20 protein-coding genes are annotated in these 24,386 nt (G+C 52.3%); 8 read left to right on the plus strand and 12 right to left on the minus strand.

The annotated features are described in order from the left end of the window. The first annotated feature begins 66 nt into the window (after positions 1-66). The gene (locus tag KD147_RS09330) at positions 67-3,282 is read left to right on the plus strand and encodes a S41 family peptidase (protein ID WP_212547641.1); all 3,216 of its coding nucleotides are present in this window, start codon (positions 67-69) and stop codon (positions 3,280-3,282) included. Between the two features lie 59 nt (positions 3,283-3,341). On the opposite strand, the gene KD147_RS09335 is transcribed toward KD147_RS09330, so the two are convergent. The 10 genes from KD147_RS09335 to KD147_RS09380 are packed head-to-tail and all read right to left on the minus strand — an operon-like array spanning position 3,342 to position 11,306. After that, positions 3,342-4,031, minus strand: a complete 690-nt coding sequence (locus tag KD147_RS09335) for a hypothetical protein (protein ID WP_105254392.1) — start codon at positions 4,029-4,031, stop codon at positions 3,342-3,344. Further along, a complete protein-coding gene (locus tag KD147_RS09340; protein WP_212547642.1) occupies positions 4,019-4,747 on the minus strand; it encodes a hypothetical protein in 729 nt (242 codons plus the stop codon). Before KD147_RS09340 ends, KD147_RS09335 begins: the two co-directional genes overlap by 13 nt. Continuing rightward, positions 4,744-5,085, minus strand: coding sequence for a cupredoxin domain-containing protein (locus KD147_RS09345; protein WP_234399138.1), 342 nt, complete (start codon positions 5,083-5,085; stop codon positions 4,744-4,746). The genes KD147_RS09340 and KD147_RS09345 overlap by 4 nt, the downstream gene beginning before the upstream one ends. After that, positions 5,070-6,356 carry a Stf0 family sulfotransferase gene (locus KD147_RS09350; protein ID WP_212547643.1) on the minus strand — a complete coding sequence of 429 codons (1,287 nt, stop codon included), beginning with the start codon at positions 6,354-6,356 and terminating at the stop codon, positions 5,070-5,072. Before KD147_RS09350 ends, KD147_RS09345 begins: the two co-directional genes overlap by 16 nt. After that, positions 6,353-7,027, minus strand: a complete 675-nt coding sequence (locus tag KD147_RS09355; protein WP_212547644.1) for a response regulator — start codon at positions 7,025-7,027, stop codon at positions 6,353-6,355. The genes KD147_RS09350 and KD147_RS09355 overlap by 4 nt, the downstream gene beginning before the upstream one ends. Before the next feature lie 15 nt (positions 7,028-7,042). Next, complete coding sequence (locus tag KD147_RS09360; RefSeq protein ID WP_502710225.1) at positions 7,043-7,702, minus strand: tetratricopeptide repeat protein; 660 nt, start codon at positions 7,700-7,702, stop codon at positions 7,043-7,045. A 21-nt stretch (positions 7,703-7,723) separates the two neighbouring features. Then, on the minus strand, positions 7,724-8,509 hold the full coding sequence (locus KD147_RS09365; protein WP_212547646.1) for an SDR family oxidoreductase: 786 nt from the start codon (positions 8,507-8,509) through the stop codon (positions 7,724-7,726). Continuing rightward, positions 8,506-9,195 carry an iron-containing redox enzyme family protein gene (locus KD147_RS09370; protein WP_212547647.1) on the minus strand — a complete coding sequence of 230 codons (690 nt, stop codon included), beginning with the start codon at positions 9,193-9,195 and terminating at the stop codon, positions 8,506-8,508. Before KD147_RS09370 ends, KD147_RS09365 begins: the two co-directional genes overlap by 4 nt. A gap of 6 nt (positions 9,196-9,201) precedes the next feature. After that, positions 9,202-10,623, minus strand: a complete 1,422-nt coding sequence (locus KD147_RS09375; RefSeq protein ID WP_212547648.1) for an AMP-binding protein — start codon at positions 10,621-10,623, stop codon at positions 9,202-9,204. After that, positions 10,620-11,306 carry a thermostable hemolysin gene (locus tag KD147_RS09380; RefSeq protein WP_212547649.1) on the minus strand — a complete coding sequence of 229 codons (687 nt, stop codon included), beginning with the start codon at positions 11,304-11,306 and terminating at the stop codon, positions 10,620-10,622. The genes KD147_RS09375 and KD147_RS09380 overlap by 4 nt, the downstream gene beginning before the upstream one ends. A 273-nt stretch (positions 11,307-11,579) precedes the next feature. Between KD147_RS09380 and KD147_RS09385 the strand changes: the two genes are divergently transcribed. Then, entirely contained in the window at positions 11,580-12,533 is a 954-nt protein-coding gene (locus KD147_RS09385) for a HEAT repeat domain-containing protein (RefSeq protein ID WP_212547650.1), read from the plus strand. A 72-nt stretch (positions 12,534-12,605) separates the two neighbouring features. On the opposite strand, the gene KD147_RS09390 is transcribed toward KD147_RS09385, so the two are convergent. Continuing rightward, positions 12,606-16,589, minus strand: a complete 3,984-nt coding sequence (locus tag KD147_RS09390; protein ID WP_212547651.1) for a rhombosortase-dependent M36 family metallopeptidase — start codon at positions 16,587-16,589, stop codon at positions 12,606-12,608. Positions 16,590-16,692: 103 nt separating this feature from the next. Between KD147_RS09390 and KD147_RS09395 the strand changes: the two genes are divergently transcribed. From KD147_RS09395 to KD147_RS09410, 4 genes are all read left to right on the plus strand, one after another. Beyond that, complete coding sequence (locus KD147_RS09395; RefSeq protein ID WP_212547652.1) at positions 16,693-17,079, plus strand: hypothetical protein; 387 nt, start codon at positions 16,693-16,695, stop codon at positions 17,077-17,079. Positions 17,080-17,325: 246 nt separating this feature from the next. Beyond that, positions 17,326-18,111, plus strand: coding sequence for a hypothetical protein (locus KD147_RS09400; RefSeq protein ID WP_212547653.1), 786 nt, complete (start codon positions 17,326-17,328; stop codon positions 18,109-18,111). A 159-nt stretch (positions 18,112-18,270) separates the two neighbouring features. Next, on the plus strand, positions 18,271-20,502 hold the full coding sequence (locus tag KD147_RS09405; protein ID WP_249319095.1) for a tetratricopeptide repeat protein: 2,232 nt from the start codon (positions 18,271-18,273) through the stop codon (positions 20,500-20,502). 30 nt (positions 20,503-20,532) lie between these two features. Next, a complete protein-coding gene (locus KD147_RS09410; RefSeq protein WP_349304684.1) occupies positions 20,533-20,985 on the plus strand; it encodes a methyltransferase family protein in 453 nt (150 codons plus the stop codon). Positions 20,986-21,058: 73 nt separating this feature from the next. Here KD147_RS09410 and KD147_RS09415 read toward each other — a convergent pair whose 3' ends face one another. Next, the gene (locus KD147_RS09415) at positions 21,059-22,555 is read right to left on the minus strand and encodes an arylsulfatase (RefSeq protein WP_212547654.1); all 1,497 of its coding nucleotides are present in this window, start codon (positions 22,553-22,555) and stop codon (positions 21,059-21,061) included. Positions 22,556-23,054: 499 nt separating this feature from the next. Here KD147_RS09415 and KD147_RS09420 point away from each other — a divergent pair, with 499 nt between their 5' ends. Continuing rightward, positions 23,055-23,225 carry a hypothetical protein gene (locus tag KD147_RS09420; protein ID WP_158678874.1) on the plus strand — a complete coding sequence of 57 codons (171 nt, stop codon included), beginning with the start codon at positions 23,055-23,057 and terminating at the stop codon, positions 23,223-23,225. Between the two features lie 202 nt (positions 23,226-23,427). Beyond that, the gene (locus KD147_RS09425; RefSeq protein ID WP_212547655.1) at positions 23,428-24,066 is read left to right on the plus strand and encodes an acyl carrier protein phosphodiesterase; all 639 of its coding nucleotides are present in this window, start codon (positions 23,428-23,430) and stop codon (positions 24,064-24,066) included. Positions 24,067-24,386 lie beyond the last annotated feature (320 nt).

Consider the following 24,386-nt stretch of genomic DNA (forward strand, 5'->3'; position numbering starts at 1 on the left):
ACCTCGGTCGCAGTTATCCGCTCCCTTGCTATGATGTAACAGTCTCCCCAAAAGGATAGGATAACCATGAAAAAAATAACGACCTTGGCTTTAGCCGTGGCAACCACGCTGGCACCCTGGGTGTCGGCCTATGAAACCGAAGACACGCGCCTGTTGCGCTTCCCCGATATTCACAACGAACATGTCACCTTTATCTACGCCGGTGATGTGTATGTGGCTAACACCGCAACCGGTGCCAGCCAACGCCTGACCGATCATGTTGGCTTTGAGACCTTTCCTAAATTCTCACCGGACGGTGAGCGTATCGCCTTTGCCGCCGAGTACAACGGCAGCCGCCAAATTTACGTGATCAACCGCGATGGCTCCGGGTTAAAGCAACTGACTTACTATAACGATGTTGGCCCTATGCCGCCGCGCGGTGGCTATGATTACCGGGTGTTGGATTGGACCCCCGACGGCAAAAACGTGGTCTTTCGTGCCAACCGTACACCTTGGGGAAAGCGCATGGGCCGTCCCTATATGGTGCCAGCGGATGGTGGCTTAGAGCAGCCACTGGCTATCCCGGAAACCGGTGGCGGCATGCTGTCTCCCGATGGCGGTAAGTATGTGTACACCCCCATCGACCGCGAGTTTCGTACCTGGAAGCGCTCGCGAGGCGGTCGTGCCCAGGATGTGTGGGTGTATGACTTAGAAAACAACACCTCCAAGCAACTGACCAGCAGTCGCGCCACCGAGCAGCAACCGACCTGGGTGGGCGACAACATCTATTTTGTTTCCGACAGCGACTACACCCTGAATCTTTACCAATACCGCGAGGGAGACGAGGCGAAAAAGCTCACCAATCACGCGGAATTTGACGTGCTCTGGCCATCGGCCGGTCCTAACGCCCTGGTCTATGAAAATGGCGGCTACCTCTATCGCTTTGACCCTATTACCGAGCAAAGCACCAAACTCACCATTAATATCGCCGGTGTACGCCAGTACGCCATGCCATACAGCAAGAATGTCAGCGAGTTTATCGACTCCATGTCATTGTCTCATGATGGCAAACGCGCCCTGTTCACCGCCCGTGGTGAGCTCTTTAGCGTGCCGGTTAAACAAGGACCCACACGCAACCTGTCCTACACGCCAACGGGGCGTGAAATTGATGCCAGTTGGTCGCCCAACGGCCGTTACATCGCCTATATGAGCGATGAGACCGGCGAATACGAAATTTACCTAAAAGATCGCGCCAACAACAATGCGGTGAAACAACTCACCGACAACGGCACCATTTGGCGTTTCACCCCGGTGTGGTCGCCGGATAGTTCAAAACTGCTGTTTGCAGATAAGAACCACACCCTGTGGTGGCTGGATGCAAAATCCGGTAAGCAACACAAGATAGATACCGGCCTGTACGATGAAGAAGGTATTCAACAGTACATCTGGTCGCCTAACAGCGAAGACATCATCTTTGTGAAAAACAACGAAAACCGCTATGCCTCGCTATGGCACTACAATACCGATGAGCAAACGGTGACACGTTTAACCGATGAGATGACCAATGAGCACAGCCCCGCCTTCTCACCGGATGGCCAGTACCTGTACTTTACCTCTGAGCGAGACTTCAACCTTGCCTTTAGCAGTTATGAGTTTGACTACATGTTTAACCGCGCCACGCGCATTTATGCCGCCGCGGTCAACAATAAGATCACACCCTTAATTGCCCTGCAAAGTGATGAAGCGGCCATCCTCAATGATGACGAAAAGAGCAATGACAAGGGCAAGAAAAACCAACTGCAAAGCAGTGGCTTTATGCAACGGGTGACCGCTCTTAACGCCCCGGCGGGAGACTACAACGCCTTAGCTGGCGTCGAAGGCGGTGTCCTGACGCTAAGTAAGGGCGACTTGCAGTTACTTGGCACCGAACACGACGCTGAACTGAAAACCGTGGCCAAGGGTGTGAATGCCTATACGCTCTCCAGCAACCGTGAGCATGTCTTGGTACGAGCGGGTAAGGACTACAGCGTAATTGCCCCGAAAGCGGATCAGGATTTGAACGCATCCAAGCTGGATTTAACCAAGATGACGTTGAAAATCGACCCGCAAGTCGAGTGGCAGCAAATGTATGTGGAAGGCTGGCGCACCTTGCGTGATTGGTTCTACGATGAAAACCATCATGGTCAGGATTGGGATGCCATCTTGGCCAAGTATCAGCCGTTGGCCAATGCCGTGGCGCACCGCGCCGATCTTGACTATGTGCTGAGCGAAATCGCCGGTGAGATCAATGCCGGTCATATTTATGTGCAATCCGGTGATATGCCAAAAGCAGAGCGCAAAAAACACGGCCTGCTGGGCGCCAAACTGGCGAGCCACAACTCGGGTTATGTACAAATCGAGCAGATTTTCCAAGGCGAAAACTGGCATGAAGACTTCCGCTCACCACTAGGCACCACGGGCGTTAAAGCCAGCGACGGAGACTTCATTATTTCCGTTAACGGCCGCCCGGTCACTCAGGTGAGTAACTTTTATGAATTGCTGGAAAACACCCAGGGTGAGCAGGTTGAACTGCTAATAAACTCCAAACCAAGCCAAAAGGGTGCCTGGAAGGTCAGCGTCAAGCCGGTGGCCAGCGAGCAAGGCCTGCGTTATCTGCAATGGGTGAATGAGCGCGCCGACTATGTGGCCAAGCTTTCCAATGGCCGGATTGGCTATGTGCACTTGCCCAACACCCATTACGAGGGCAACCGTGCCATGTTCAAAAACTTTATGCCGCAAACCACCAAGGACGCCATGATCATCGACGACCGCTACAATGGCGGTGGCTTTATTCCCGAGCACATGATCACCTGGCTGGCACGTAAGCCGCTAAACTACTGGAAGCGCCGTGGTGTTGAGCCGACGAAAACTCCGCAGTTTGCCCACGATGGTCCCAAGGCCATGCTGATCAATGGCTATTCCAGCTCCGGCGGTGATGCCCTGCCTTACTATTTCCGTCAGGCGGGTTTAGGTAAGCTGATTGGTACTCGTACCTGGGGTGGCTTAATCGGTATTTCCGGCAACCCGAACCTGGTCGATGGCGGTCAGGTGATTGCGGCGACCTTCCGCATCCTGGATAACGAGGGAAATTGGATCATCGAGAATGAAGGCGTAACGCCGGATATCGAGGTGATTGATCGTCCTGAGCTTATTTATCAGGGTAAGGATCCATCCATCGAGCGCGCCGTTGAAGAGCTACTTAAGGAGCTTGAGGCCAATCCGAGACAACCACTGAGCGTGCCGCCGGCACCCAGTAAGTTTTAAGTAAAACCTAGGGTCTGTTTATCTTCGTTTCTTGCGCAGATAAACAGACAACCCACATTTTAAAACTCGAACTCCAGGGCCAGGCGAAAGCTATGGTCTTTACCGCCATGCCCCACTTCGCTGATAAAGCCCGCTTCCCATTTTAGCTGATGCTGACCGTCATAACGGTGCAAACCGATAAAGCCCGGGCCGACACCGACAAAGTCTTCGCCGCTGTAGAGCTCTAATGCCGGTTGAAACGCCGAGCGCAAACGGTAACGATACTGCGCCCGAAACTCCGACTCCCATTCTGAATCAATATCACTGCCCCACTCATACACCAAGAAGGCATTGACCGTGAGGCTGGTGATGCCGAACTCTTTTTCGAACAAGAGGCCGGAGGTGATCTCATAGTTATCTTCTTTGTGCTGCTTTTCTATTTCAAATAGGGCGCCAAAGTCGGCCCAATAACGCCCCTGCTCCACCATTTGCCAGCGCAACTCCGCTTCATAGGCGGCCAGACCAAAGTCGCCTTCATCGTCGCGCTCACCGACACCATAGACTTCCAGGCTCAGGGTTTCACTGATGGCACCGCCGACACCGAAGCGTTGCGCCAGCACATTGCCTTCCTCGGTTTGTCGCGATACCAGGCGCCACTCCAGCTCCCTCTCATAGGGCAGGACATAGGGATGGTAGACCTTATCGACCACCATGCCATCGGCCCAACTGCTGGCACTTAGCAGCAATAAAGCCCAGGTTAAATATCGCATTTTTGTCTACTCCATTGCCAGTTGGCTGCTCCTAGCAGCGCCAACAGCGTCAATATATATACCCATAATGACAGCGAACTGGGGGTCGCTTCATAACCCACAACCACCTTGGCCAAACGGCCAAAAATACTGTGCTCGTCCAACAGGGTGCGCAGATCCACCAAGGGGGAAGGCATGGTTAGTAAGCCTGCACCGGCGGCAATATCCAGCATGCCGACCATGGACCCGGCAATATGCATGCTAAATAGGCCGAGTACCCCCCAGGGCCCGTAATGCTCGGCCAACCAGGTAAGAAAAAAATAAAATAAAATGGCAAAACTACCGACTATGCCCACTCCAAGACATACCCCCAGGGCGCGAGCCAGCTCCATGTGCCCTTGCAGCAGCCAGGGTAAGTAGTGACTCAAATATAAACAGCTGGCACTGGCCAACAGCAACACAAAACTGGCCCACAGCCGCAGCGCCAACCCGCTGAGCGCCGCCAGCACCAATAGGGCCACCAGCAGCATTTGTGAATACTCAAAGCCCAGGTAATCGAACCACTGGCTGATTTGCTCAAGCGCGAGGATATAGCTCAATGTCGGCACCACTAGCCACAAGGATAAAATAAGCCAGCGCTTTCGACCCAGGGGCTTAACGTGCAACACCAGGGCAAACACCAGCAACACCGCCGGCGGCAACAATTGATTGATGGTCACTAATAAGCTGTTGATCATGGCCTTTGCTCCTCAATAGGCACCGCTACCAGGGTGCCCCGTGCGGTGTCGGGTGCAAATTCGCCAAAAAAGAAGTACTCACCCGGGGCTAGAGGGCCGACATAGATAACATTAATGCGCCCGGGGAACAGCACCTTCTCGCGGTTTAAATCAAAGCTGTCGAACTCTTCCGGGTCGCCGTCGAGGTTGTGCACCAAGAGGCGAATTTTTTCACCGCTCGGCACCTCCATGCGCGCCGGATAGAAAAGGTGGTCCTTGAGCACCAGCTTAAACTCTTTGAGTTCGGCAAAAGCCGGCATACTCAACAGCAGCAATGTCCATATCAATCGCTGCATAATGTCTCTCGCTGTACCGCCATGGTAATGATCACTTCTAATCCACCCCATTCACTTTGCTTGAGTTGCACCTCACCCTGATAGAGGCCAATCACATGCTGAACTATGGCCAAACCCAAACCCGCACCAGGAATATGAGCTGGGTGCGAGTCGCCGCCAACGCGAAAGAAACGATCAAAAATGCGCTCCCGTAACTCGCTGGCAATGCCGGGGCCTGAGTCAGCCACCCGCAGCTCAATATTATCACCTCGGTCGGCCAAGTGAATGGCAATACGGCCATTAGCCGGGGTGTATTTCACCGCGTTGCTAATGATGTTTTTCAACATCACATTAAGGGTAAAGGGCTCACCGATAACCTCGCGACACTCGCCGCTTAAACTGATATCCAGATTTTTCTGCGCTATTTGCGGATAAAGCTCGGCGATTAACTGCTGGCAAATATGCGCCAGCGACTGCTTGGCCAGTTTGTCCTGCCACTGCTGGGAGGAAGTACGTCCCAGGGCCAGCATCTGCTCCACCAAATGATTAAGGCGGTCGACACTCAGGCTCAGCGCTTTGGCATCCTCATCATTATGACGCTGTAATAAGTTGTGCAGGTTGATTTTCATCGCGCTCAAGGGTGTACGCAGCTCATGGGCGGCATCGCTGGCAAAGTAGCGCTCACGCAAATAGGCCTGCTCGGTACGCCGCAACAGGGCATTCAGAGTGTCCACCACGGGTTTGATTTCCGAGGCCTTGGCTTTGGTGCGCAACATGGAAAAGTCATTGGCGGCACGTGTTTTGAGCTCGTGAGAGAGTAAGGTAAGGGGTTGTAAGGCGCGCTTCACCGCCAGACTGATAAACACCGCCAACAAAGCAATGCCGAGCAACATGGGTAACATCAGGGCGATGATCAATTGCTCCGACAGGGCAAAACGCTCACTGATGGGCTCGCCCAGCACCACGCAATCTATTTGCCGGCAATAGGTGGCGATACGCAGTCGTTGCCCTTGGCTGTTGATGGTTTGCAGGCCTTGGGGCGGCACCTTGGCGAGTAAGCTTTCGCTTCCCCCCACTAAAGTATCGCCTTGCCAACGCTGCCAAAATTGCGCCTGTTGCTTGGGCAGGGCCTCGGGAGCAACGGCAAACAGCAATTGGGTGCGGGCCTGGAGATGCTGGTCAAACAAGGCATCGGCACGGGCCAAACTGCGTTGATAGCCCTGGGCCAGGGCTAAAAACAGGATAAGCACCAGCATGGCCAACAAAAGCATCATCAGCTTGGTGCGTATGCTCAAGGTTCGCCGCCTTCATTGGTGGCCAACACATAGCCGATGCCCCGCAGGGTTTTGATCATCTTGGCCGGTAACTTTTTGCGTAAATGGTGAATATGCACTTCGATGGCGTTGGAGCCGAGTTCTTCCCCCCATTGGTACAGCTTTTGTTCCAGCTGCTCCTTGGACTGCACCCGGCTTTGGTTTTCCATTAACGCCTTTAACAGCATGTATTCCTTACGCGGCAGATTGATCGAGGCGCCATCGATACTGACCTGATGGGCACCGAGATCCATTTGCACCGAGCCACATTGCAATATGCTTGATGCCACACCACTGACGCGCCGGCCCAGCACCCGCAAACGTGCCAATAGCTCGTCCACGGCAAAGGGCTTGACCAGGTAATCGTCGGCGCCCAAGTCCAGGCCCTGAATTTTGTCATCCAGGCTGTCACGGGCGGTGAGGATAAGCACCGGCAAGGGCTTGGCACGACGTTTAATGTCACCGAGCAGGCTTAGACCATCGCCATCGGGCAGGCCGAGATCGAGGATCACCAGATCCACATCATCATGGGCCACCATGGGCCGCGCCTCGGCCAAACAGGTCACCGATTCCACCGCATAACCCTCGTGAGCCAGGGTACGGCTCAAGCCTTCGTTGACGATGACATCGTCTTCCACCAGTAACAACCGCAATCCCTGTCTCCTTTGTTAGCGTTTTAGCTTGCGCTCCACCTTAGCCAGTAACTGAGCCACCTCTTGCTGGCGATATTTATCGGCCAGTGGACGCTCGGCGCGTGGCGCTGCTGCCTGGGCACGCAATAAATGCGCTTTCGCTTGTTTATACTTCCTTTCATCATAGAGGAACTGAGCATAAAAGTAATTAATATCAATGCCGTCAGGGTTGATAGCCAAGGACTTTTTAAACAGCTCCTGAGCCTTCTCATCATCGCCAAAACCGATAGGCCAGCCCGGCACCTGCGCATACAGGGTACCTAAACTGGTGTAGGCCGAACCTTGCAGTGCTTGGCCATTGATGCGCATGGCCATTTCAAAGTCTTTTTTCGCTTCTTTAGCCAGACCTAAAGCCCCCAAGCCGCCCTTTGCACCGGCGTAACTGGAATGAATAATGCCGGACCAGATATGGCCTTCGGCCTCATCCGGGTGTGCCTGACGATAGGTTTGCGCACTCTTCGCCAGCTCGGCGAAGGCATCCTCTTGATCGTCGCCCTTGAGCTCATAATTTACATGGGCCCACTGGCGCATCAGTTGTTGCAGGCTCATTTGCTCATCGGCACTGGATTGCTCATTTTGAGACAAGGTACTTTGAGAAAAGGCACTTTGAGACAGGGCTGCGGCCACAAGGGCCATTGCGAAATAGGGTTTCATAGTTCACCTCATTAATTGTTTAATGGTCGCAAGTTGTTTCGCTAGGGCGTTATCCACCACCCTGGGCAGTAACGCATTGATTTTTGCAAAGAAGGACTCTTTGGCTCCGACACTGCGGCGGCGCTCGTCGGAGTCGAGTAAACGCATAAATTCTTCGGCCACATACTCCGGCGTATCCATGGCGTTACCCAATGCCTTATTAAGTGCCGTGACCTTGTCGCTGTTGATCGCCGTTTGTGTGGCACGCGGGGCAAAGTATTTAACCCGCACCTGAGTATCACTTAGCTCTCTGGCCAGCGCTTCACTAAACCCGCGCAAGGCAAACTTGGTGGCACAGTATTGGGCTTGTAACGGGTAACCTATGGCGCCAAACGAGGAGCCAATATTCACTATGGTGCCGCCACCTTGTTGCAGCAGGGGTAATAACCCTTGAGACAGCAGCATGGGCGCACGGACATTGACCGCCAGCGCCGCGTCGAGATCACACTTGCTCAGGGATCCAAAAGGCACCATGGTGTTTACCCCGGCGTTATTGACCAACAAATCACAGCGGCCAATATCGCCAAGTAGGTCCACCACCCGGCTAATATCGGCGTCGTTGCTTAGATCCACCTGTAAGGCCAGATGATAAGACGCCTCGTCGCTTGGCAACTGTTGGCGAACCTGCTCCAATGCGGGCAAGTCGCGACCGAGTAAGATCATCCGGTAATTGCGGGCCGCCAATCGTTTGGCGATGGCACCGCCGATGCCGCCGCTGGCTCCGGTCAAAACCGCAATCGGCGCGCTCATAACGCCTCCACCTCTTCGCTCAGGGGCGCCAGGCCATGGTTAGTATCCAGGGTGCGGAACATGTCGCCGTAGAGACGATAAAAACGCTTCGCCGCATTCACTATCACCTGCTGATCCTGCTCGTCGGTAATACGGTCCATCAGCCCCTGGAAGAACTTCACATGCTCTATATCCAAGGCACCATGGGAGGTGAGATAGCTAAAGGCTTTTTCTGGCAGCCCCAGCTTAGTGCGTATGGTGTCGGCGGCATTGTCGGCCAGCGCAATGGACGTGCCTTCAAGCACATGGACCATGCCGAAGAAACTGAGCGGCGAAATACGCGCTATGCTGTCGTAGGCATAGCTGACCATCATCTCGGTGGCAAAATTGGGCTCGCTGTAACGGGCCTGCTCTTTATCAAAACCACAGGCCTTGATGTCATTGAGCACCCATTCCTGGTGTCCCAGCTCTTCTTCTATGTATTCGGCGATGGCGTCGCGTAACCATTCCTGCTCGCTGCTAATGCGGGCGCCACAGGCCATCAAGAGTGGGATGGTGTGTTTAACGTGATGAAAGGCTTGTTGTAAAAAGGCCACATAAAGGTCCACGCTGACCTGGCCGGCCAACGCCTTTTGGATCACCTCGGCAGACAACAGGTATTGACGCTCTTGTTCGGTTTGTTCGACCAGTTTTTGGAAAAATAACATAGCGGACTACTCCTGATATAACTGAGAAATTTGTTGTGAAAAATGCGCATTGATAGCCGGGCGCTTGGGCCTTTGATTGGCACTGAGCAAGCCCTCGGCAGCACTGAGCGGCGCACTTAAGCGCAGGGTATTAACAATTTGCGCATACTCGGGCAGTTGCGCATTAGTGGCGTCGATAAGCGCCCCTAGCTGGGCGTCATCGACGGCCTCATGACAATAAATAAGGGCGCTCAAAAAAGCCTGACCTTCACCTACCACCACTGCTTGCAATATGGGCCCATGGCTAAGCAAGAGCGACTCGGGCCACTCCGGGGAAATATTGCGCCCGGTGCTCAGAATAAGCTGGTTCTTTTTACGACCAAGAATATGCAACTCGCCATTGTCCATGCGCACCAGGTCGCCGGTGGCGAAGCCTTGTGACTGAGTGTTTGGCTCGCCAAGGTAACCAAGGAAGCTCGGTGCCTTGATGATCATTTCATCATCGCGGATTTCATAACGAACATGCGCCAATGGCTCGCCCACACCGGCGCCGTCATCCGTAGCTAAACTCACCACCGAGCCGGCCTCAGACAAGCCATAGCCCTGATACACGGGCAGACCCAGATCATGGGCGCGTGCAATTAGCTGAGGCGCAACCTTGGCACCACCGACGGCTATAAAGGTTAAGGAACTGGGTGCCTGCCAACCCGAAGCGCAGGCTTGCACCAGGGCCTTTAATAATTCCGGCACCAAAATCAGGGTATTGGGCTCTACCTCGCTAATGGTGGCCAAGAGCTTTTGTGGGGTAGTTAACCGGGCGCCGTCGAAGCCTAAGCTTGTCAGCGACGGCACATAAATATCGCCACCGGCCAACATGGGCGCATAAACCCCGGCTACGTTTTCAAGCAACACGGGCAAGGGCAACAGACATAAATGCTTGGGCGCATCCACCGCGGTGCGACTGACCAAGGACGCGGCGACCTCAAACATATGCGCCGTGGACAGGCACACTCCCTTGGGTTGTCCGGTAGACCCTGAGGTAAAGGTAATTTTTTGCGTGCCTTGGGGCACTGCTTGCTCGGGAGCCGCCAGATTACTCGGTTGCAGGGCAATGCTTTCACTGCCAATAGTCCAGCTCTGTGCGGCGTTTTTTGTCTGGTCGGCGGCGCCGATAATAAGTTCGGGACGCGCCTTATCCAGGGCAAACTGGCGTTGCTCGGGCGAAAAGAAGGCTGGCAAAGGCAAGGACACTATGCCTGCCTGCATCAGGGCAAAATCAACCACCAGCCAGGGCAGACCATTATCCAGCTCCACCGCCACACAGCTTAACTGCATGTCCTTTAGGTGCGTAGCCAGGTGCTCGACTTGCTGCCAAAACTGCGCTGCATCCATGTGCTGTTGCTCACCGACCACCTGGCCGTGCCAAAGACGGGTTAATTCGGCCATCATAAATGCGTCACCTCAACGGCCAGATTAGCGATATCATTCTGATAGGACTTGGCAAAATAGGACAGGGTGTCGGTGCTATCCACATGCTTACAAACCTGCGCCACATCCACCACACAGACCTGAGGTGTATTGGTGTAATAACTGCCCCAACTCAGTCCGCAATCTGCCAGGCGCTCCGGCTTGGCATCGCCAAGTACCTCGAAGGGCGCACCAATGCGAGTAAGCAGGTTACGAATATGAGCGGTGGCACAAAATACCAGTTTGCGCTTATCGGCTCGTTGCAGCGCTTTGGCCAAAACGACAAAGTGTGCCAGCGTTGCCTGACTGTGGGTGGACACCAAATTACCCAGCTCGATACAGTCAGACGGCAGGCATTGCCATTGCTGCAGGTGCTCGGCCAGTGGCTGATCCAAATATTGGTTAATAAACAAAGGCTGGCTGGCACTGCGCAAACCAAAACAGCAATAGCGCAGCTCGGAGTAACCAAGACAGGCCAACAGCGGCATAAACTCCTGCACATCGGCGCCATAATGCTTGGCAAACCCCGCTTGAATACGGGTCGCCAAACTACGATGGATGGGCTGCTCTGAATTGGCAACAAAATAACCCTGAGCGATAGATGCGGGCTCGGGTAACAGATATTGCGACTGCATTGTGCCGTAGCTGAGCGATAAAGATTCCATAGCAAACCCTACTGAAGATGAGGCGATGGAATCAATTTAGAAAGCGAAACTTAAGAAAGTCTTAAGAAACTTAAAAAAGAGAAAATAATTAATTTGCTACGCCTGCACGCGCTTACCGTGCACAGCCATTGACGAGCGCTGACACCCTTTTATTCCGGTATTCACAAAAGTTTAGTTTACATCTTGGTAACAAACTCGTTGCTTTAGATTCAGCGGTTTGCTATTTTCATGCGGCTAATTATTAAGCAAATTGAAGGACCTATGATGTTTACAATGAAAACAATAACAATAACAGTTGCACTTTCCTGCTCTCTTTTACTTCAAGGCTGTGCGCCCAGCTCATACAAGCTGAGTAAGCCACAACCTTCGCCAAATGCCTATGAGGCGACGGCTCAGACCAACCAGCAAAAAATACAGGTGGTCGACCAGCGCAGCGATAAAAGCGCGCCCTTCACCTCGGGTATTTTGCCCAGCGCCTTGATGTATGAAGGCACGGTACTCAAGCAAGTGGAGTTCCTCGAGGCACATTTAGCCGAAGAATTTGCCGCCCGTGATTTGCCCATCACCTTAGGTGAGGGCGACAACAAGTTAGAGATCTTGCGTTTTAATATGCGCAATCATAGAACCAATGGCTTTACTCCTTTTATTACCTTCACCATGCTCAAAGGCAAACTGGAGACGACAAAAGGCAGTTACCCGGTGGCCGTGTATGTAAAGCGTGGCAAGGTGCCGGTGTGGAGCTTTGACGAAATTATTGAGCCAACGCTCAATGAACCCATGAGCTTAGTGGTTAAAGAATTAAGCGCAAAAATCAATCAGCAGCTTATGGGCGGTAAGTTGTCCGATGAAAAAACCCAGACCCTGATCGACAGCATTAAGGGTGCCGGCGTTAAAGCCAACTACCTGGATGTGTATGAGCTTGGCTTCAGTAATAACCCAATTGCCCTGCCTTATTTGCGCGAACTGGTTAAATCTGAGGATGAATATGTTCGTCTCGCCGCCATCTCGTCTTTGGGCAATATGAAGGACAATGACAGTGTCCAGTTGTTAATAGATTTGTATGAAGGCACCGGCTCCTGGTCGGATCGCGCCATGGCCCTGAAGGCCTTGGGTGATATCGGCAACACGGTGACCTATAGCTATTTGCAAAAACAAAACGAATTGCTGCAAAGCGATGGCTCTAAAGAAGGGTTGTGGAATCGCGAAATCATTCAGCTTTACCTCTAATCCCACTTGATCCGCTGAGAACAAGACTCAGTAAGCATCAAAAAGGCCGCATTTTTAATGCGGCCTTATTCTTTAGTTCTTTCGCAACACCCTGATCGCGGCGAGCAAGATAAGCGTAAGCCAACCAACAGAGCCCCCTCCGCCACCAGAGCTCGGCTCTGGCACCGGTGGTGGAGCAACCACATTGTTAACCGTAACCACTACACTTTGCTCGGCGCTTAACGCGCCGTCATTTACGCTCAGGGTAAAATGCAACTGCTGCTGACTACTCACCTGCGGCGCGGTAAAGCTCACGCTGGCGGTTTGCGCACCACTGAGGGTCACACTGGGCCCTTGCGTTTGCCGCCACTGATAACTAAGGGTATCGCCGTCGATATCCTCAGCCTGAGCGGTTAACGTCACCTCATCGCCCTCCTCCACGCTTTGCGCCATCAAAGGCGCCAAAGTAGGAGCGCGGTTGTCACAATCATCCTGATCCGGAGCACTGAGTTGATAAAAGGCGGCACTGTCCATCCCGACCAGGGTGAGGTTATCTATCCACCAGCCGGTATCATTAGCGTTAATATCTGTGCTGATGCGAAAACGCAATTGCACCTGCCGTCCGGCTAATTGGGTGCCAAAGCTCACCTGCTCTTCGTTGCCAAGCACACCACCACTGCTGTTACGACCCGTGTATGCATTGCGCAACTGCAAAGATTGCGTTGGGCTTTCGTTAAGCGTGCCATTGTAACCGACGCTAAATTGACCGCCGGCCTCAGTCACATCCTGCCAGTCGCCATCATCGACCTTAATTTCAAGCACCGCGCCATCCCAGAATGCCTCCAAAGCATAGTAATGCCAAAATGACAGGCTGAATTCACTCTGCGTCGACACCATAAAGGGCCTAGTTGTCAGCGCCACATCGGACTCATAGCCGTTGTTATTGAGGAACAACGCCTGCTCTCCCAGCTCGAAACCGCCTTGCTCAAAGAGCGCGATTTGTTCCGAGTTATCAAAGCGCAAGGTGTTTTCTGCACGGGGGTCTGACTTCAGCAAGAGTAGCGGCAAATTGGCGCGACTGAGCACCGCCTTTTCCATATCATCGCCTTGGCTGGCGCTAACAAGCGGCGCGTCAGTAAAGCGAAAGTTGACCGTGAAACGTTCGGTCACCGCCTGTGGCTCGACGATATCGTCGCCGACGCTTTGCTCGGGGAAGCTCACCTCAAGCTCGAGCTCACTGGCTACTTCGGCATTGAGCAAGGAGATGCTGATGGGCTCACTCCAGGCCGATTCAAAGGGGGCAATTTCAGCCACCGTGCTCTTGCCTCCATTACCTAAAATCACGCCTTGGGCGGACATAAGGGTAAATTGTACCGGTACATTGGTCAGGGTTTCGCTACCTGTATTGGTAAGCTGTACGCTCAGACTACCACGCTCTCCTACGTCTAAAAAGCCATCCAAACTGCAATACAGATCGCTGTCTGCATCGAGCTTAACCTGCTCAACGGCAAACGCTGCCAGCTCGGTTTCAAATGATTCCACCGCACCAGCCAGGGTGACGCTGTAACGCTCTGGCGACTGCGCTCCCAAGCCTAGACCGCGCCGGGCAAAGGCGGCCAAGGCCAAGCGGTAGTCGGTCATATCCTCGGCGGCTATGGTAGCCAGCAGCGCATCCCGCGCCTCAGTGTACAGGGGAGCTACCGGGGTCATCTTGTAACCGCCAATCAGATAGCGGGCCATGCGTTGTTGCGCCTGGGCAAAGCCATGTCGGTTAATGAGTGCCACATAAGTATCCCACAGCACCGATGCCCAGAGCTCGCCTGGGTCATGAGGCGAAGCCACCGAGGTTGGCGGCAGACCGACATCGGCACCGGCACCTTCGCTAATGTGCCTAAAGTTAAGGGGGTTGATAGTCAGATCCGGGGTGTAAGGAACACGGCGAAGACCAAAGTAAAAGTCTGATACATAGGTACTGATGGCATAGGGCTTAGTAAAATCACTATTGCCCGCAATGGCCGTATCTTCTTCCTTGGCGATAAACATCAGGGAATGGAAATCTCCCCACCCTTCGCCCATGGCCTGACCCTGGAAGTTCACTAAGCCAGCGCCATTCCCTACCAGGCGATTGCTAATATAATGTCCCCATTCGTGGGCAATTATACCATTATCAAAGGTGCCATCCTTGAGGGCATTGGTGTCGAACAGACGCACATTGACCACGCCATCATTCAAGGCAGTGTAAAGTAATTGGCCATCGGCAAAGTTCAGCCCCATATTGCCTATGGTGATGCTGTCATCGACACCGCCCATGGGCGCCGCAGTCCCGTCATCAACATTATTCGTGATCAATGCCGCCAGCGCGCCGGCATCCTGGGCGTTTTTCACCTTGGTCACAAAGGTACAACTACCACGCTCGATTATGGCGACCTTGCCCACAAGCAGGCTGGGGTCGAGGGGCACTTCACAGCCGTCATTGACGCTGGCGGAGTCCACATCGTTACCATCGTTATAGCGCACCAGCTCACCGCTGATATCAAAGGCATCCGGGCCAAATTGCGAACGCTGTGTCGAGGTTAACAGGCCATTGGGGCCTATCACCCCATAGTCTTCACCCACCCTGGCGTCTTTGGAGTTAAAGACAAACATTTGCATGCGCGGGCTGGCACCATCCGCAGGTGTTGCCATATTGGCATTATTCAGGCCACTGTAGTCCTGGGCTTCGGCATTAATCGGGTCGCCCTCAACACCGCCACGACCATAGTTGCTCAGTTGCGCCACGCCGGCACTTTCATCAAAGCCATGGTCGTAGAAGAAGTCGTGGAGAAAGTTATTCATATAAAACAGATTCACCACCGCAGCCTTAATATTGACCTCGGCGCTGGGTGGTAAGTCTGGGTCGAGCACATAATCAAAGGTAAAAGCCGAGGTGGTTTCAGCATTGAGATCACCGGCGCTAAAGCCCTGAGGCGCATTGATATCAGCATAAGCATACACATTGTTACCCTGGGTTTGGGTGGCCGTGTCGCTTAACCAAGGATCGGCGGTGGACAGCCCGGGATAATAACTTAGGCTCACTAAACTGGCATTGAGAATTGCTGTTTCATCTTCCTGCCCCAGCCCCGTGGCCGGGATCACGTCGCCATGGGGGCCTTCCATCGGATAGCCGCTTTGTCCGTCGGCATACACCCGATAGTTATATGCCGTGGCATGACTTTGCAGATTCTTCTTGAACAGCACCTTGTTGGTGCCGCTGGCTATAACATAGGCAAAGTAATCACTCACCAAGGTATGGCGATTTTGTCGCTCAACCTCCACGTAGTGAGCCGCCAATAGTTCTCCGTTAAGGGGGTAAAACACGGCTTTGGCGCGCACTCCAGCAAAGAGCTCATCGGCGTCGCTGCTGCCCACCCTAAACCAGTTATAGCCCTGTTGTGTGCCCATTGATTCAAGCTGTAACGCGGCTCCACTTAGCTGACGCAAGGCATGGCGCACCGCGGTAGAGGCATGGCTAAAAGCCCTAAGGGCACTGAAGTTCTGTGCCTCGCTAGGCACCTCGGCAAAATAGCCGGAGCTGGCGACTAATTCGCCACGGCGGTCGAGCATCACGTTATAGTGGCGATTAAATACCTCAATACCCTGCACATACTGACGATAGCGACCAATCACCGCGCCCTGCCCCGGGTCATGCCAGTGACTAAGCCGAGCTTGATGCCCAGCTTGATGCTGAGCGGACTTATTGTTGGCAATGCCGCTTAAACGCTGCATATGTGCCTGGGCTTTTTGCTGCAGGGAACCCTGAGAGATGGAGCTAATTGCCGATGTAGCCGGTGCCCAGACAAAGGTGGCTCGGTTAAGCAAGGGATCAAAGTGCGAGGGCATACCGAGTTTGGTCTGTTGCTGTGCTATGCGCAATTGTTCTCGAGCCAATAGTTTGGGCGGCTGCGATTGCGCCTGATAATAATCGCCCTGCTGAGGCGCGCCATACGCAGCCGAAGTGCTCCATAACAGGGTTAAGAGCAACGGCCTTATGCCTGTCTTTACATAATGCTCGGTCTTAAACCATCGCTGTTTAGCCATAATGTACCTTGCCTATTTGAAACCAATGCAACTACCTTATCAGTATTGCAACTGAAGAGATGGAACAGGGCTAATGAAACTTTTGCTGATTTTGATATTACTTATGACATTAGCCGCATGTCGTAATGACGAGCGCGATCAATCCCAATCGACCACGTCGGCACAAACTTACTTCACCTTAGACAATAATGGTGAAAAAATCCGCTGGCGTGGGCAAAAATTACTGCCGGGAACCCGCATCGACAACCTCAGCAATGGTGAGCCGGGGCTCGTCGGCAGAGACTTTGTCGTCACCAGCTCGGCACTGCCCTATCAACAATTGACACCTCAGTACACAATTACCCAGATTGCCGGTGATAACTATCGCTTAAGTGCAACCGCAACCCTGGATATGGCCTCCGAAATGGCTCGTTTAAAAGCCATGCCCGAGCTCACCTTGATTGAACTGCAAATTGATTACAGCCCCATCACCGAGCTACCGCAATACTAGGCGGGTCATACCCTTTTTTGCCAGACTAGTAACACATTGAATTTAAGATATTTTGCTATAATCAAATACAAATCTGGTCTCAGCTTTATTACCTAAGCCATTATTAAGTTGGCTTGAGGGCTTGGAAGTCACCGATCATTTAAAAAGGCCATTTACATTCAAGCCGGCAGCAGTTGGTAGGCCCTGACAATAATGACACTTACTTTCCCTGTTTGCAGTAAGGGACTTTGCTAATAAGGACAGTAAATGAAAACCGCTTTCTTAACCCTTTGCACTCTTACCTTTTCTACCTCTGTCTATGCCGAGGAACAGGACGTCGCCGACATGTCGGATCCGCTGGCGATCTACACCCAGGTTGGCGGCGGCGCCACAGATAAAGGCGTTAATTTTAAACTGGGTAAAGCCTACGACACGGGTGATCACGCCACCGCCGCACAATTTGTGGTGGAGGCCAAAGGCCTACTCGGCGATACCTTGGGCTGGCGCTCCGAGCACCATACCACACAGTCCCTCGACTCACTGCGTTTTCGTAACTTTGCCGTCACCCTGCAAAGCCTGCGCGCCACCCAGCTCGATGTGAACTATAACTTTCGTGCCAACCTGGTTGCCGATGAAAGCGCCGATATTTCCTACTCCCTTATTCAAGCCCTACCACCTATGGGGGCGTTCAACTTTTATCCCCTTGCGGGGGTTGGTGCATCAGTCGGTAAAGATGAGCGTCAAAGCGATGGCAGCATAGACGATGGTTACTCATTAATGGGCAGCTACGGCCTGATCGGCATGTATGCCAAGGTTAATTTGAGCGACAAAATCTGGCTAAACTACAACCCTTTTTGGCTGACAACCCTGACCGGTTCCAGTACCTATAAGGAAAATTATTACGGCCTCAATGAGCGTAACATTTTGACCCATGAGTTTGCCGCCAGTTACCAGATCACCCCGCGCCTGAACGTACGCTACTTTGCCAACTGGAACGAAAACGTCGATATTTTTGATGGCGATCACCGCATCGAATTCAATTACCAGCTCTAACGTCCAGATTAGCATTGCACTGGCACGCCTAGCAGGATAAGTTATTGAATAACTGTCCATATTCTGGCCTTTAAGCGGTCGAAGGGCACCGAGCCAGTATTAGAGTGAGAGAATATTATTGCCATGTACTTGGGTGTATTAAGGAAAGTCGCACAGATATTGACGCCATTACTCATGCTCGGTGCCCTTGGCAATGCCCAGGCATCAGTACAGCAGTGCCAAAGCTGCCATCAGGAACAGGTAGCCGACTGGCAAGCCTCCCACCATTATCGGGCCATGAACCCGGCCAGCGCAAAATTTGTCCTTGGTGCCTTTAATGATCAGCGTATCCCCTTTGAGCAACGGGTTCTGATCCTCAGTAAACAAGGCGAAGACTTTGTGTTACGCCATGAATACCCGGATGGCCGGACAAGCAGCCAAAAGATTCACTACACCTTTGGCTATCAGCCATTGCAGCAATACCTGGTCGCCGATGAGCGTGGCGGCTATCAGTTTATCCCCTTGGCGTGGGACAGCCGGGCCAAGGACGCCGGCGGCCAACGCTGGTTTATCTTGCATCCACAACAACGCAGCATGGATGAATTTCATCACACGCAAATGGGACAAAACTGGAACCATATGTGTGCCGACTGCCACAGCACCGACTTTAAAAAGCAATTTTCCCCCCAATCGAATCGCTTCGCCTCAACCTATGAAGCCATCAATGTCAGTTGCGCCGCCTGCCATGGCGATAGCCAGCAACACCTGCAATGGGCCGAGGGCGATAAAAACATAGCACATAAGGGCTTTAGCAAAGACATAGGCACTCAGGTAGCGCTTTTTAGCCGCGGTGCCGATGGCGCCCTGTTACCTCAAGGGGAAGTCAAACAGACCGAGCAGAACGCTCAGTGTGCCACCTGTCATGCGCGGCGTTCGCAACTGGGCGATCGCAACAATCAGGCGGAGCTATTGGATACCTTTAAGCCCGCCCTTATTACATCGCAGCTTTATCATGTGGATGGGCAACTCCTTGACGAGGATTATGTTTGGGGCTCCTTTTTACAAAGCAAGATGTACGCTGCCGGCGTCACCTGCAGTAACTGCCATAACCCTCACTCGGGCAAACTAAAGCTGGACGGCAACCAAACCTGCACCCAGTGCCATGACAGCAGTCAATACCAAAGCACAGAGCATCATGGCCATCCACTTGGCAGCATCGGCAGCCAGTGCGTCGACTGCCACATGCCCAGCACCACCTATATGCAGGTTGATCCCCGCCGCGATCACAGCCTACGCGTACCGCGCCCAGATCTCAGTGTACAAACCCAGGCCCCAAATGCCTGTAACGGCTGCCATGAGGACAAAACCCCACAATGGGCCATGAACGCCATTAAAACATGGCACCCAGACTCTAACTACTTGGGCAAAAGCCATTTTTCTCAGGCATTTTATGCCGCCGACCAAGGCCTACCAACGGCGTCTCAATTGCTGACCCGTATCGCTCAAAGCAGTGAGTATACGGATATTATCCGCGCCTCGGCCCTGGCACGTATGGCCCGTTACCCGGATAAAAACACCCTGGTCGCCATCAGCCGAGCAGTTAGGGATGAAGAGCCGTTAAAGCGTTTGGGGGCCATCGAGGCCGCAAGGGGATTTCCATTGCCACAGCGCTATACCCTGCTAAAACCCTTGTTGGCTGATCCGCGTCTGGCTATTCGCACCGGTGCAGCCCGTGCGTTGGCGGCGATGCTGGTGGTACCCTTTCCAAATAACTTACAGGATGCGCCCAGAGCCGAGTTGGCAAAAGCGCTGGAGGAATACCGACAAACGGAGCGTTACAATAGCGAGCGCGCCAGTAGCCATACCAATTTAGGTAACCTGGCCTTGGAGCTGGAGCAAATTAAAGTGGCGCGCCAACACTATGAACAAGCCATTGCGGTGGAACCCATTTATATCCCCGCCTACGTTAACCTGGCGGATCTATATCGGCGCCAAGGCGATGAAGACAAGGTACGGGCAGTACTCACACAAGCATTGCAACAGGATGCCGACAATGCCGATGTGCATTACGCCTTGGCCATGAGTTGGGTGAGAGTGAAAAATAGAACCAAGGCCAAAGAGCACCTGGCTCTGGCGGCACAATATGGCAGCGTAAACCATATCTACACCTATGGCCTACTGCTCAATGAAATGGGTGAAGCCAGGGCCGCCTTAGAGCAATTAGAGCGGGCTTTCGCCCTCGACACCCACAACGCGGATTTGTGTTACACCCTGGTACAAATCCACATTAAGGCACAAAACTACCGCCAGGCTCTGCGCTATGCCACCCGGCTACAAGAGATGGTGCCACGAGATCCTCAAATAGCGGCGCTTGTGGAAAAACTCACCCTGATGCAGTCGGTCACGCCCTAGCTGACTGCTCATAAAAATAAGGAGACAAGAGTGGCGCTAAAAATCCCACCTTTGGTTCTGATGCTGCTCGCTGCACTCATAATGTGGCTGGCCGCTATTCTGACTCCGGGTTTGACCTTCCAGCTTTGGGGGCGCTTTGGTTTTGCCCTGGCTCTGGTGTTAACCGGCGGAGCTATCGCCGCCCTGGGCGTGCTGCAATTTCGCGCCGCCCAAACCACGGTCGACCCGCGCTATCCACAGCAATCGGCGTGTCTGGTCAGCAACGGCATTTATAAACTCAGTCGCAACCCCATGTATTTAGGCTTTTTATTAATGCTAATCGGCTGGGGAATATGGCTTACTAACCCGGTTTCAGCCCTTGTGCCGCCCTTGTTTGTTATCTACCTCAACCGTTTTCAAATACGGCCGGAAGAGCATTTTCTGAAGCAAAAATTTGATGACAAATACATCCAGTATTGCCGCCGAGTTCGACGCTGGCTTTAGCTCATATCTAAATAGTGAATGGAGGAAACCTCACTCGGCCACAGTGCAACCGAGTGAGGAAACCCGGCAAACCTTAGCGATTGGTCGACGCTGACTTGGCCTTACTGATGGCCTCGTTGATATTAAGTGAGGCCGCCTCTTGCCGTGGCGGGAATTTTTCAAAGGTCTTGATATGTTCCGTCAACAAGGAGATGGCCGGCTGGAATACCCAACTTTTCTTCATGATCTGATGGAAACCGGTGACCCCATCATAGTGCTCCATGGGATCCTTACGCAGGTTAAATAACTTGGGCATGGTATGCGTTACCAGGTCTTCATAATAACGACCGCCGGGTTTAGAGGCAAAGTGCATCTTCCATGGGCCAACACGTACCGCGGTCAGCTGCGACTCGTAATAGTAGAAAAAGTGGTTACGCGCCGACTTTTCAGCCTTGCCACGCCAGTACGCAAGGTTATTTTCACCATCGATATAAACATTAAACTCCTTTTCCATGGCGTTACGCAGATTTTTCTCACCCACGGCCGCGGCTATGGTGGGGAACACGTCTTCATGAGAAGAAATACCATTGAGTTTTAACCCTGCCGGGATCTCCTTAGGCCAACGCACCATAAAGGGCACGCGCACACCTCCTTCCCAGGTGGTCATTTTTTCACCGCGGAACTTAGTGGTACCGGCATCGGGCCAGGAGCTTTGCTCGGGGCCATTATCCGTGGTGTAGATCACTATGGTGTTGTCGGCAATCTTCAGCTCATCGAGCTTATCTAGCAGTTGACCCACATGGCCATCATGCTCGATTAAACCACTGCCGAACACATCTTCTTCCGAGCTGATTTGCGTGGCCAGATGACGGCTTTCGGGTTTAAGGTGTGTGTAAACATGCATACGGCTTGGCGCATGCCAAATGAAGAAAGGTTTATCCGCTTTTACCGCCCGCTCCATAAAATCGAGGCTGCGAGCGAGCACCTCTTCGTCGAATGTTTCCATACGCTTGCGAGTCAGCGGGCCGGTATCCTTAATGCGGCCATCGGCATAGGCCTCTATGACTCCCCGCGGGCCGAACTTTTTCTTAAATTCTTTGCTCTTGGGATAATCTTCCTGCTCTGGCTCCTCGGAAACATTGAGGTGATAAAGGTTACCGAAGAACTCATCAAAGCCATGCCGGGTAGGTAAATGCTCATCCAGATCGCCTAAATGATTTTTACCAAATTGAGCCGTCATATAACCGCGCTCTTTCAAAAACTCGGCCATGGTCGGATCCGCTTCCTTAATGCCCAGCGGGTTACCCGGCTGCCCGACCGTGGTCAAGCCGGTGCGCACCGGCAACTGCCCCATTAAAAAGGCCGCACGTCCGGCGGTGCAACTGGGTTGTGCGTAATGATCGGTAAATAGCGCCCCTTCATTGGCGATACGATCAATATTGGGGGTGTTGTAGGTCATGCCGTGTGAGTATGCGCTGAGTGACACTTGCGCAACATCGTCAACCATGATGGCAAGTACATTAGGATCATCTTTCGCATTCACCGCAAGCGATAACAATCCTGCTATCACACCTATCAATGGCAATTTCATAACTTCTCCTTGATTATTAGCAAGATAAAAATAAGTTTAAAAAATAATTGCGTGGATTAATTATTGAGCACTAATAAATATAGACGAAGGTTTAGAAATAACGATAATTTCCTCAAAAAAGGGACGGTTTTTGTGATTAAAATCAACTTGTTTTGCAGTATTTACTACAGCCTTACTTAACGGCAGGAAACACTACCAGTTAGCACTTCGAAATATAGTGCTTGCATTATCATTTTTATATGGGTATATTTTCGGATTGCTCACTCATCCTCAGTTAGTGGGCAATGCACATCTTACAATGTGCGCGTGTGATGCCTTTCCTTGATCCAGTCAGTCCCATCCCGAAATTTATAACGCCTTAAAAGTCTGACAAAGATTAACCGGGTGCTGCCTTTTTTGTAACAGCAGCAAACCCCAATGCCGCGTAATTGACGCCGCTTTCCAGACGATAATAAGGCAATTTTAATGTGCCCTATGGCGCCAAAAAATGAGTTTTATTATGTCCTATTTATATAACAATCAACGTATTGATATTACCCTGCCGATAGCGGGTATTTCTATTAACAAACGCCGCATGGCCATTAGTCATCATCAAGGTAAAAGCTTTATCGAGTTTGCAAATAACGCCGATATGCAAGGCTTTATGCAGTGGCTAAAGGGCCAGGCCTAAAACCAAAAAAGGGAGCGTTTCGCTCCCTTTTTTATGCCTTAACACCCTTGGCGTTCAATGCTTAGCCCCCTAAATGCGGTTAACTTTCGCCGCACACATCCAAAATGACACTAACTCCCGGCTAGCCGCCCCTTATCTAAGCGCCTTAAACGCGTTACACTCTTATATGTAACCGTGTTTATAAGCAAGACGCTCTAGAGTCATGAATTACCTCGCCCACCTGTATTTAGCCCAGCCCAATGCCGATTCCCATTTTGGCAATTTGCTCGGCGACTTCCGCCGCGGCCTGGTGCATCAACGGTGGCCCAAGGCGGTACAATTAGGTTTAGAGAATCATTTATTGGTGGACAGATTCACCGATCAGCATAACAGTGTGCGCCGTGCCACTTCCTTGTTTTCACCACAAAGACGGCGCTTTGCGCCGGTAGCACTGGATGTGCTGTTTGATCATCTGCTGATCCGTCACTGGCAAGACTTTACCAGCACCGAATTTGACGAGTTTTGCCAGCACAGTTATCAACTTCTCAACACCCGTAACGATCTGATGCCCGAGCGCATGCGACATGTGGTGGGAAAAATGTCCGAGCAAAACTGGTTTGCTACCTATGCCGAGCTTGATGGCGTTGCCCTTGCGTTGGATAGGATCGCTACCCGAATCCGCTTTCGCAATGACTTTGCCGGCGCAATCGAAGATATTGAGCGCCACTTCGATGCCTTTGAAGCACATTTTTTAGCTTTCTTCCCCGAGCTTATCACCCATGTGCAAACCCATAATATTGAGCTTGCCAGCATGGATACAAACGCATCGCCCACGCCATTGAAATTAACGGACATAAAATAGCCGCTCACGGAGCTAATACCAATTCTGTTAAGTATGGGATCAGGTATAGCGCTGGATAAATGATGTGATAACAAGGCGGAATTTTTCTGATGTAGTTATTCTCGGCTTTGGCTCCTGCGCCGCTCTACCGCCTAAATCCAGCAAGCGTGCATAGGAAAATTCCAACGCTGTGAGCATGATATTTTTTAGCCCGCTAGAATGATTAGCTGTTTAAGTGAATCGGTATAAATACACAGGGCTGCAGGGCTTAGAGTTAACAGGTCAAAAACGATGAAGATGAAGAGGGTAAAGGGTGTAAGTCGAGTTACTAACGGTTTTAT

The sequence above is a fragment of the Pseudoalteromonas sp. BDTF-M6 genome, assembly GCF_018334135.1.
Classification (GTDB): Bacteria; Pseudomonadota; Gammaproteobacteria; order Enterobacterales; family Alteromonadaceae; genus Pseudoalteromonas.

What these genes read in the sequence shown, in the direction of transcription:
- KD147_RS09330 (WP_212547641.1), top strand. Translation starts at nt 67, where the DNA reads ATGAAAAAAATAACGACCTTGGCTTTAGCCGTGGCAACCACGCTGGCA.
- KD147_RS09335 (WP_105254392.1), bottom strand. Translation starts at nt 4,031, where the DNA reads ATGCGATATTTAACCTGGGCTTTATTGCTGCTAAGTGCCAGCAGTTGG.
- KD147_RS09340 (WP_212547642.1), bottom strand. Translation starts at nt 4,747, where the DNA reads ATGATCAACAGCTTATTAGTGACCATCAATCAATTGTTGCCGCCGGCG.
- KD147_RS09360 (WP_502710225.1), bottom strand. Translation starts at nt 7,702, where the DNA reads ATGGCCCTTGTGGCCGCAGCCCTGTCTCAAAGTGCCTTTTCTCAAAGT.
- KD147_RS09365 (WP_212547646.1), bottom strand. Translation starts at nt 8,509, where the DNA reads ATGAGCGCGCCGATTGCGGTTTTGACCGGAGCCAGCGGCGGCATCGGC.
- KD147_RS09370 (WP_212547647.1), bottom strand. Translation starts at nt 9,195, where the DNA reads ATGTTATTTTTCCAAAAACTGGTCGAACAAACCGAACAAGAGCGTCAA.
- KD147_RS09375 (WP_212547648.1), bottom strand. Translation starts at nt 10,623, where the DNA reads ATGATGGCCGAATTAACCCGTCTTTGGCACGGCCAGGTGGTCGGTGAG.
- KD147_RS09380 (WP_212547649.1), bottom strand. Translation starts at nt 11,306, where the DNA reads ATGGAATCTTTATCGCTCAGCTACGGCACAATGCAGTCGCAATATCTG.
- KD147_RS09385 (WP_212547650.1), top strand. Translation starts at nt 11,580, where the DNA reads ATGAAAACAATAACAATAACAGTTGCACTTTCCTGCTCTCTTTTACTT.
- KD147_RS09390 (WP_212547651.1), bottom strand. Translation starts at nt 16,589, where the DNA reads ATGGCTAAACAGCGATGGTTTAAGACCGAGCATTATGTAAAGACAGGC.
- KD147_RS09395 (WP_212547652.1), top strand. Translation starts at nt 16,693, where the DNA reads ATGACATTAGCCGCATGTCGTAATGACGAGCGCGATCAATCCCAATCG.
- KD147_RS09400 (WP_212547653.1), top strand. Translation starts at nt 17,326, where the DNA reads ATGAAAACCGCTTTCTTAACCCTTTGCACTCTTACCTTTTCTACCTCT.
- KD147_RS09415 (WP_212547654.1), bottom strand. Translation starts at nt 22,555, where the DNA reads ATGAAATTGCCATTGATAGGTGTGATAGCAGGATTGTTATCGCTTGCG.
- KD147_RS09420 (WP_158678874.1), top strand. Translation starts at nt 23,055, where the DNA reads ATGTCCTATTTATATAACAATCAACGTATTGATATTACCCTGCCGATA.
- KD147_RS09425 (WP_212547655.1), top strand. Translation starts at nt 23,428, where the DNA reads ATGAATTACCTCGCCCACCTGTATTTAGCCCAGCCCAATGCCGATTCC.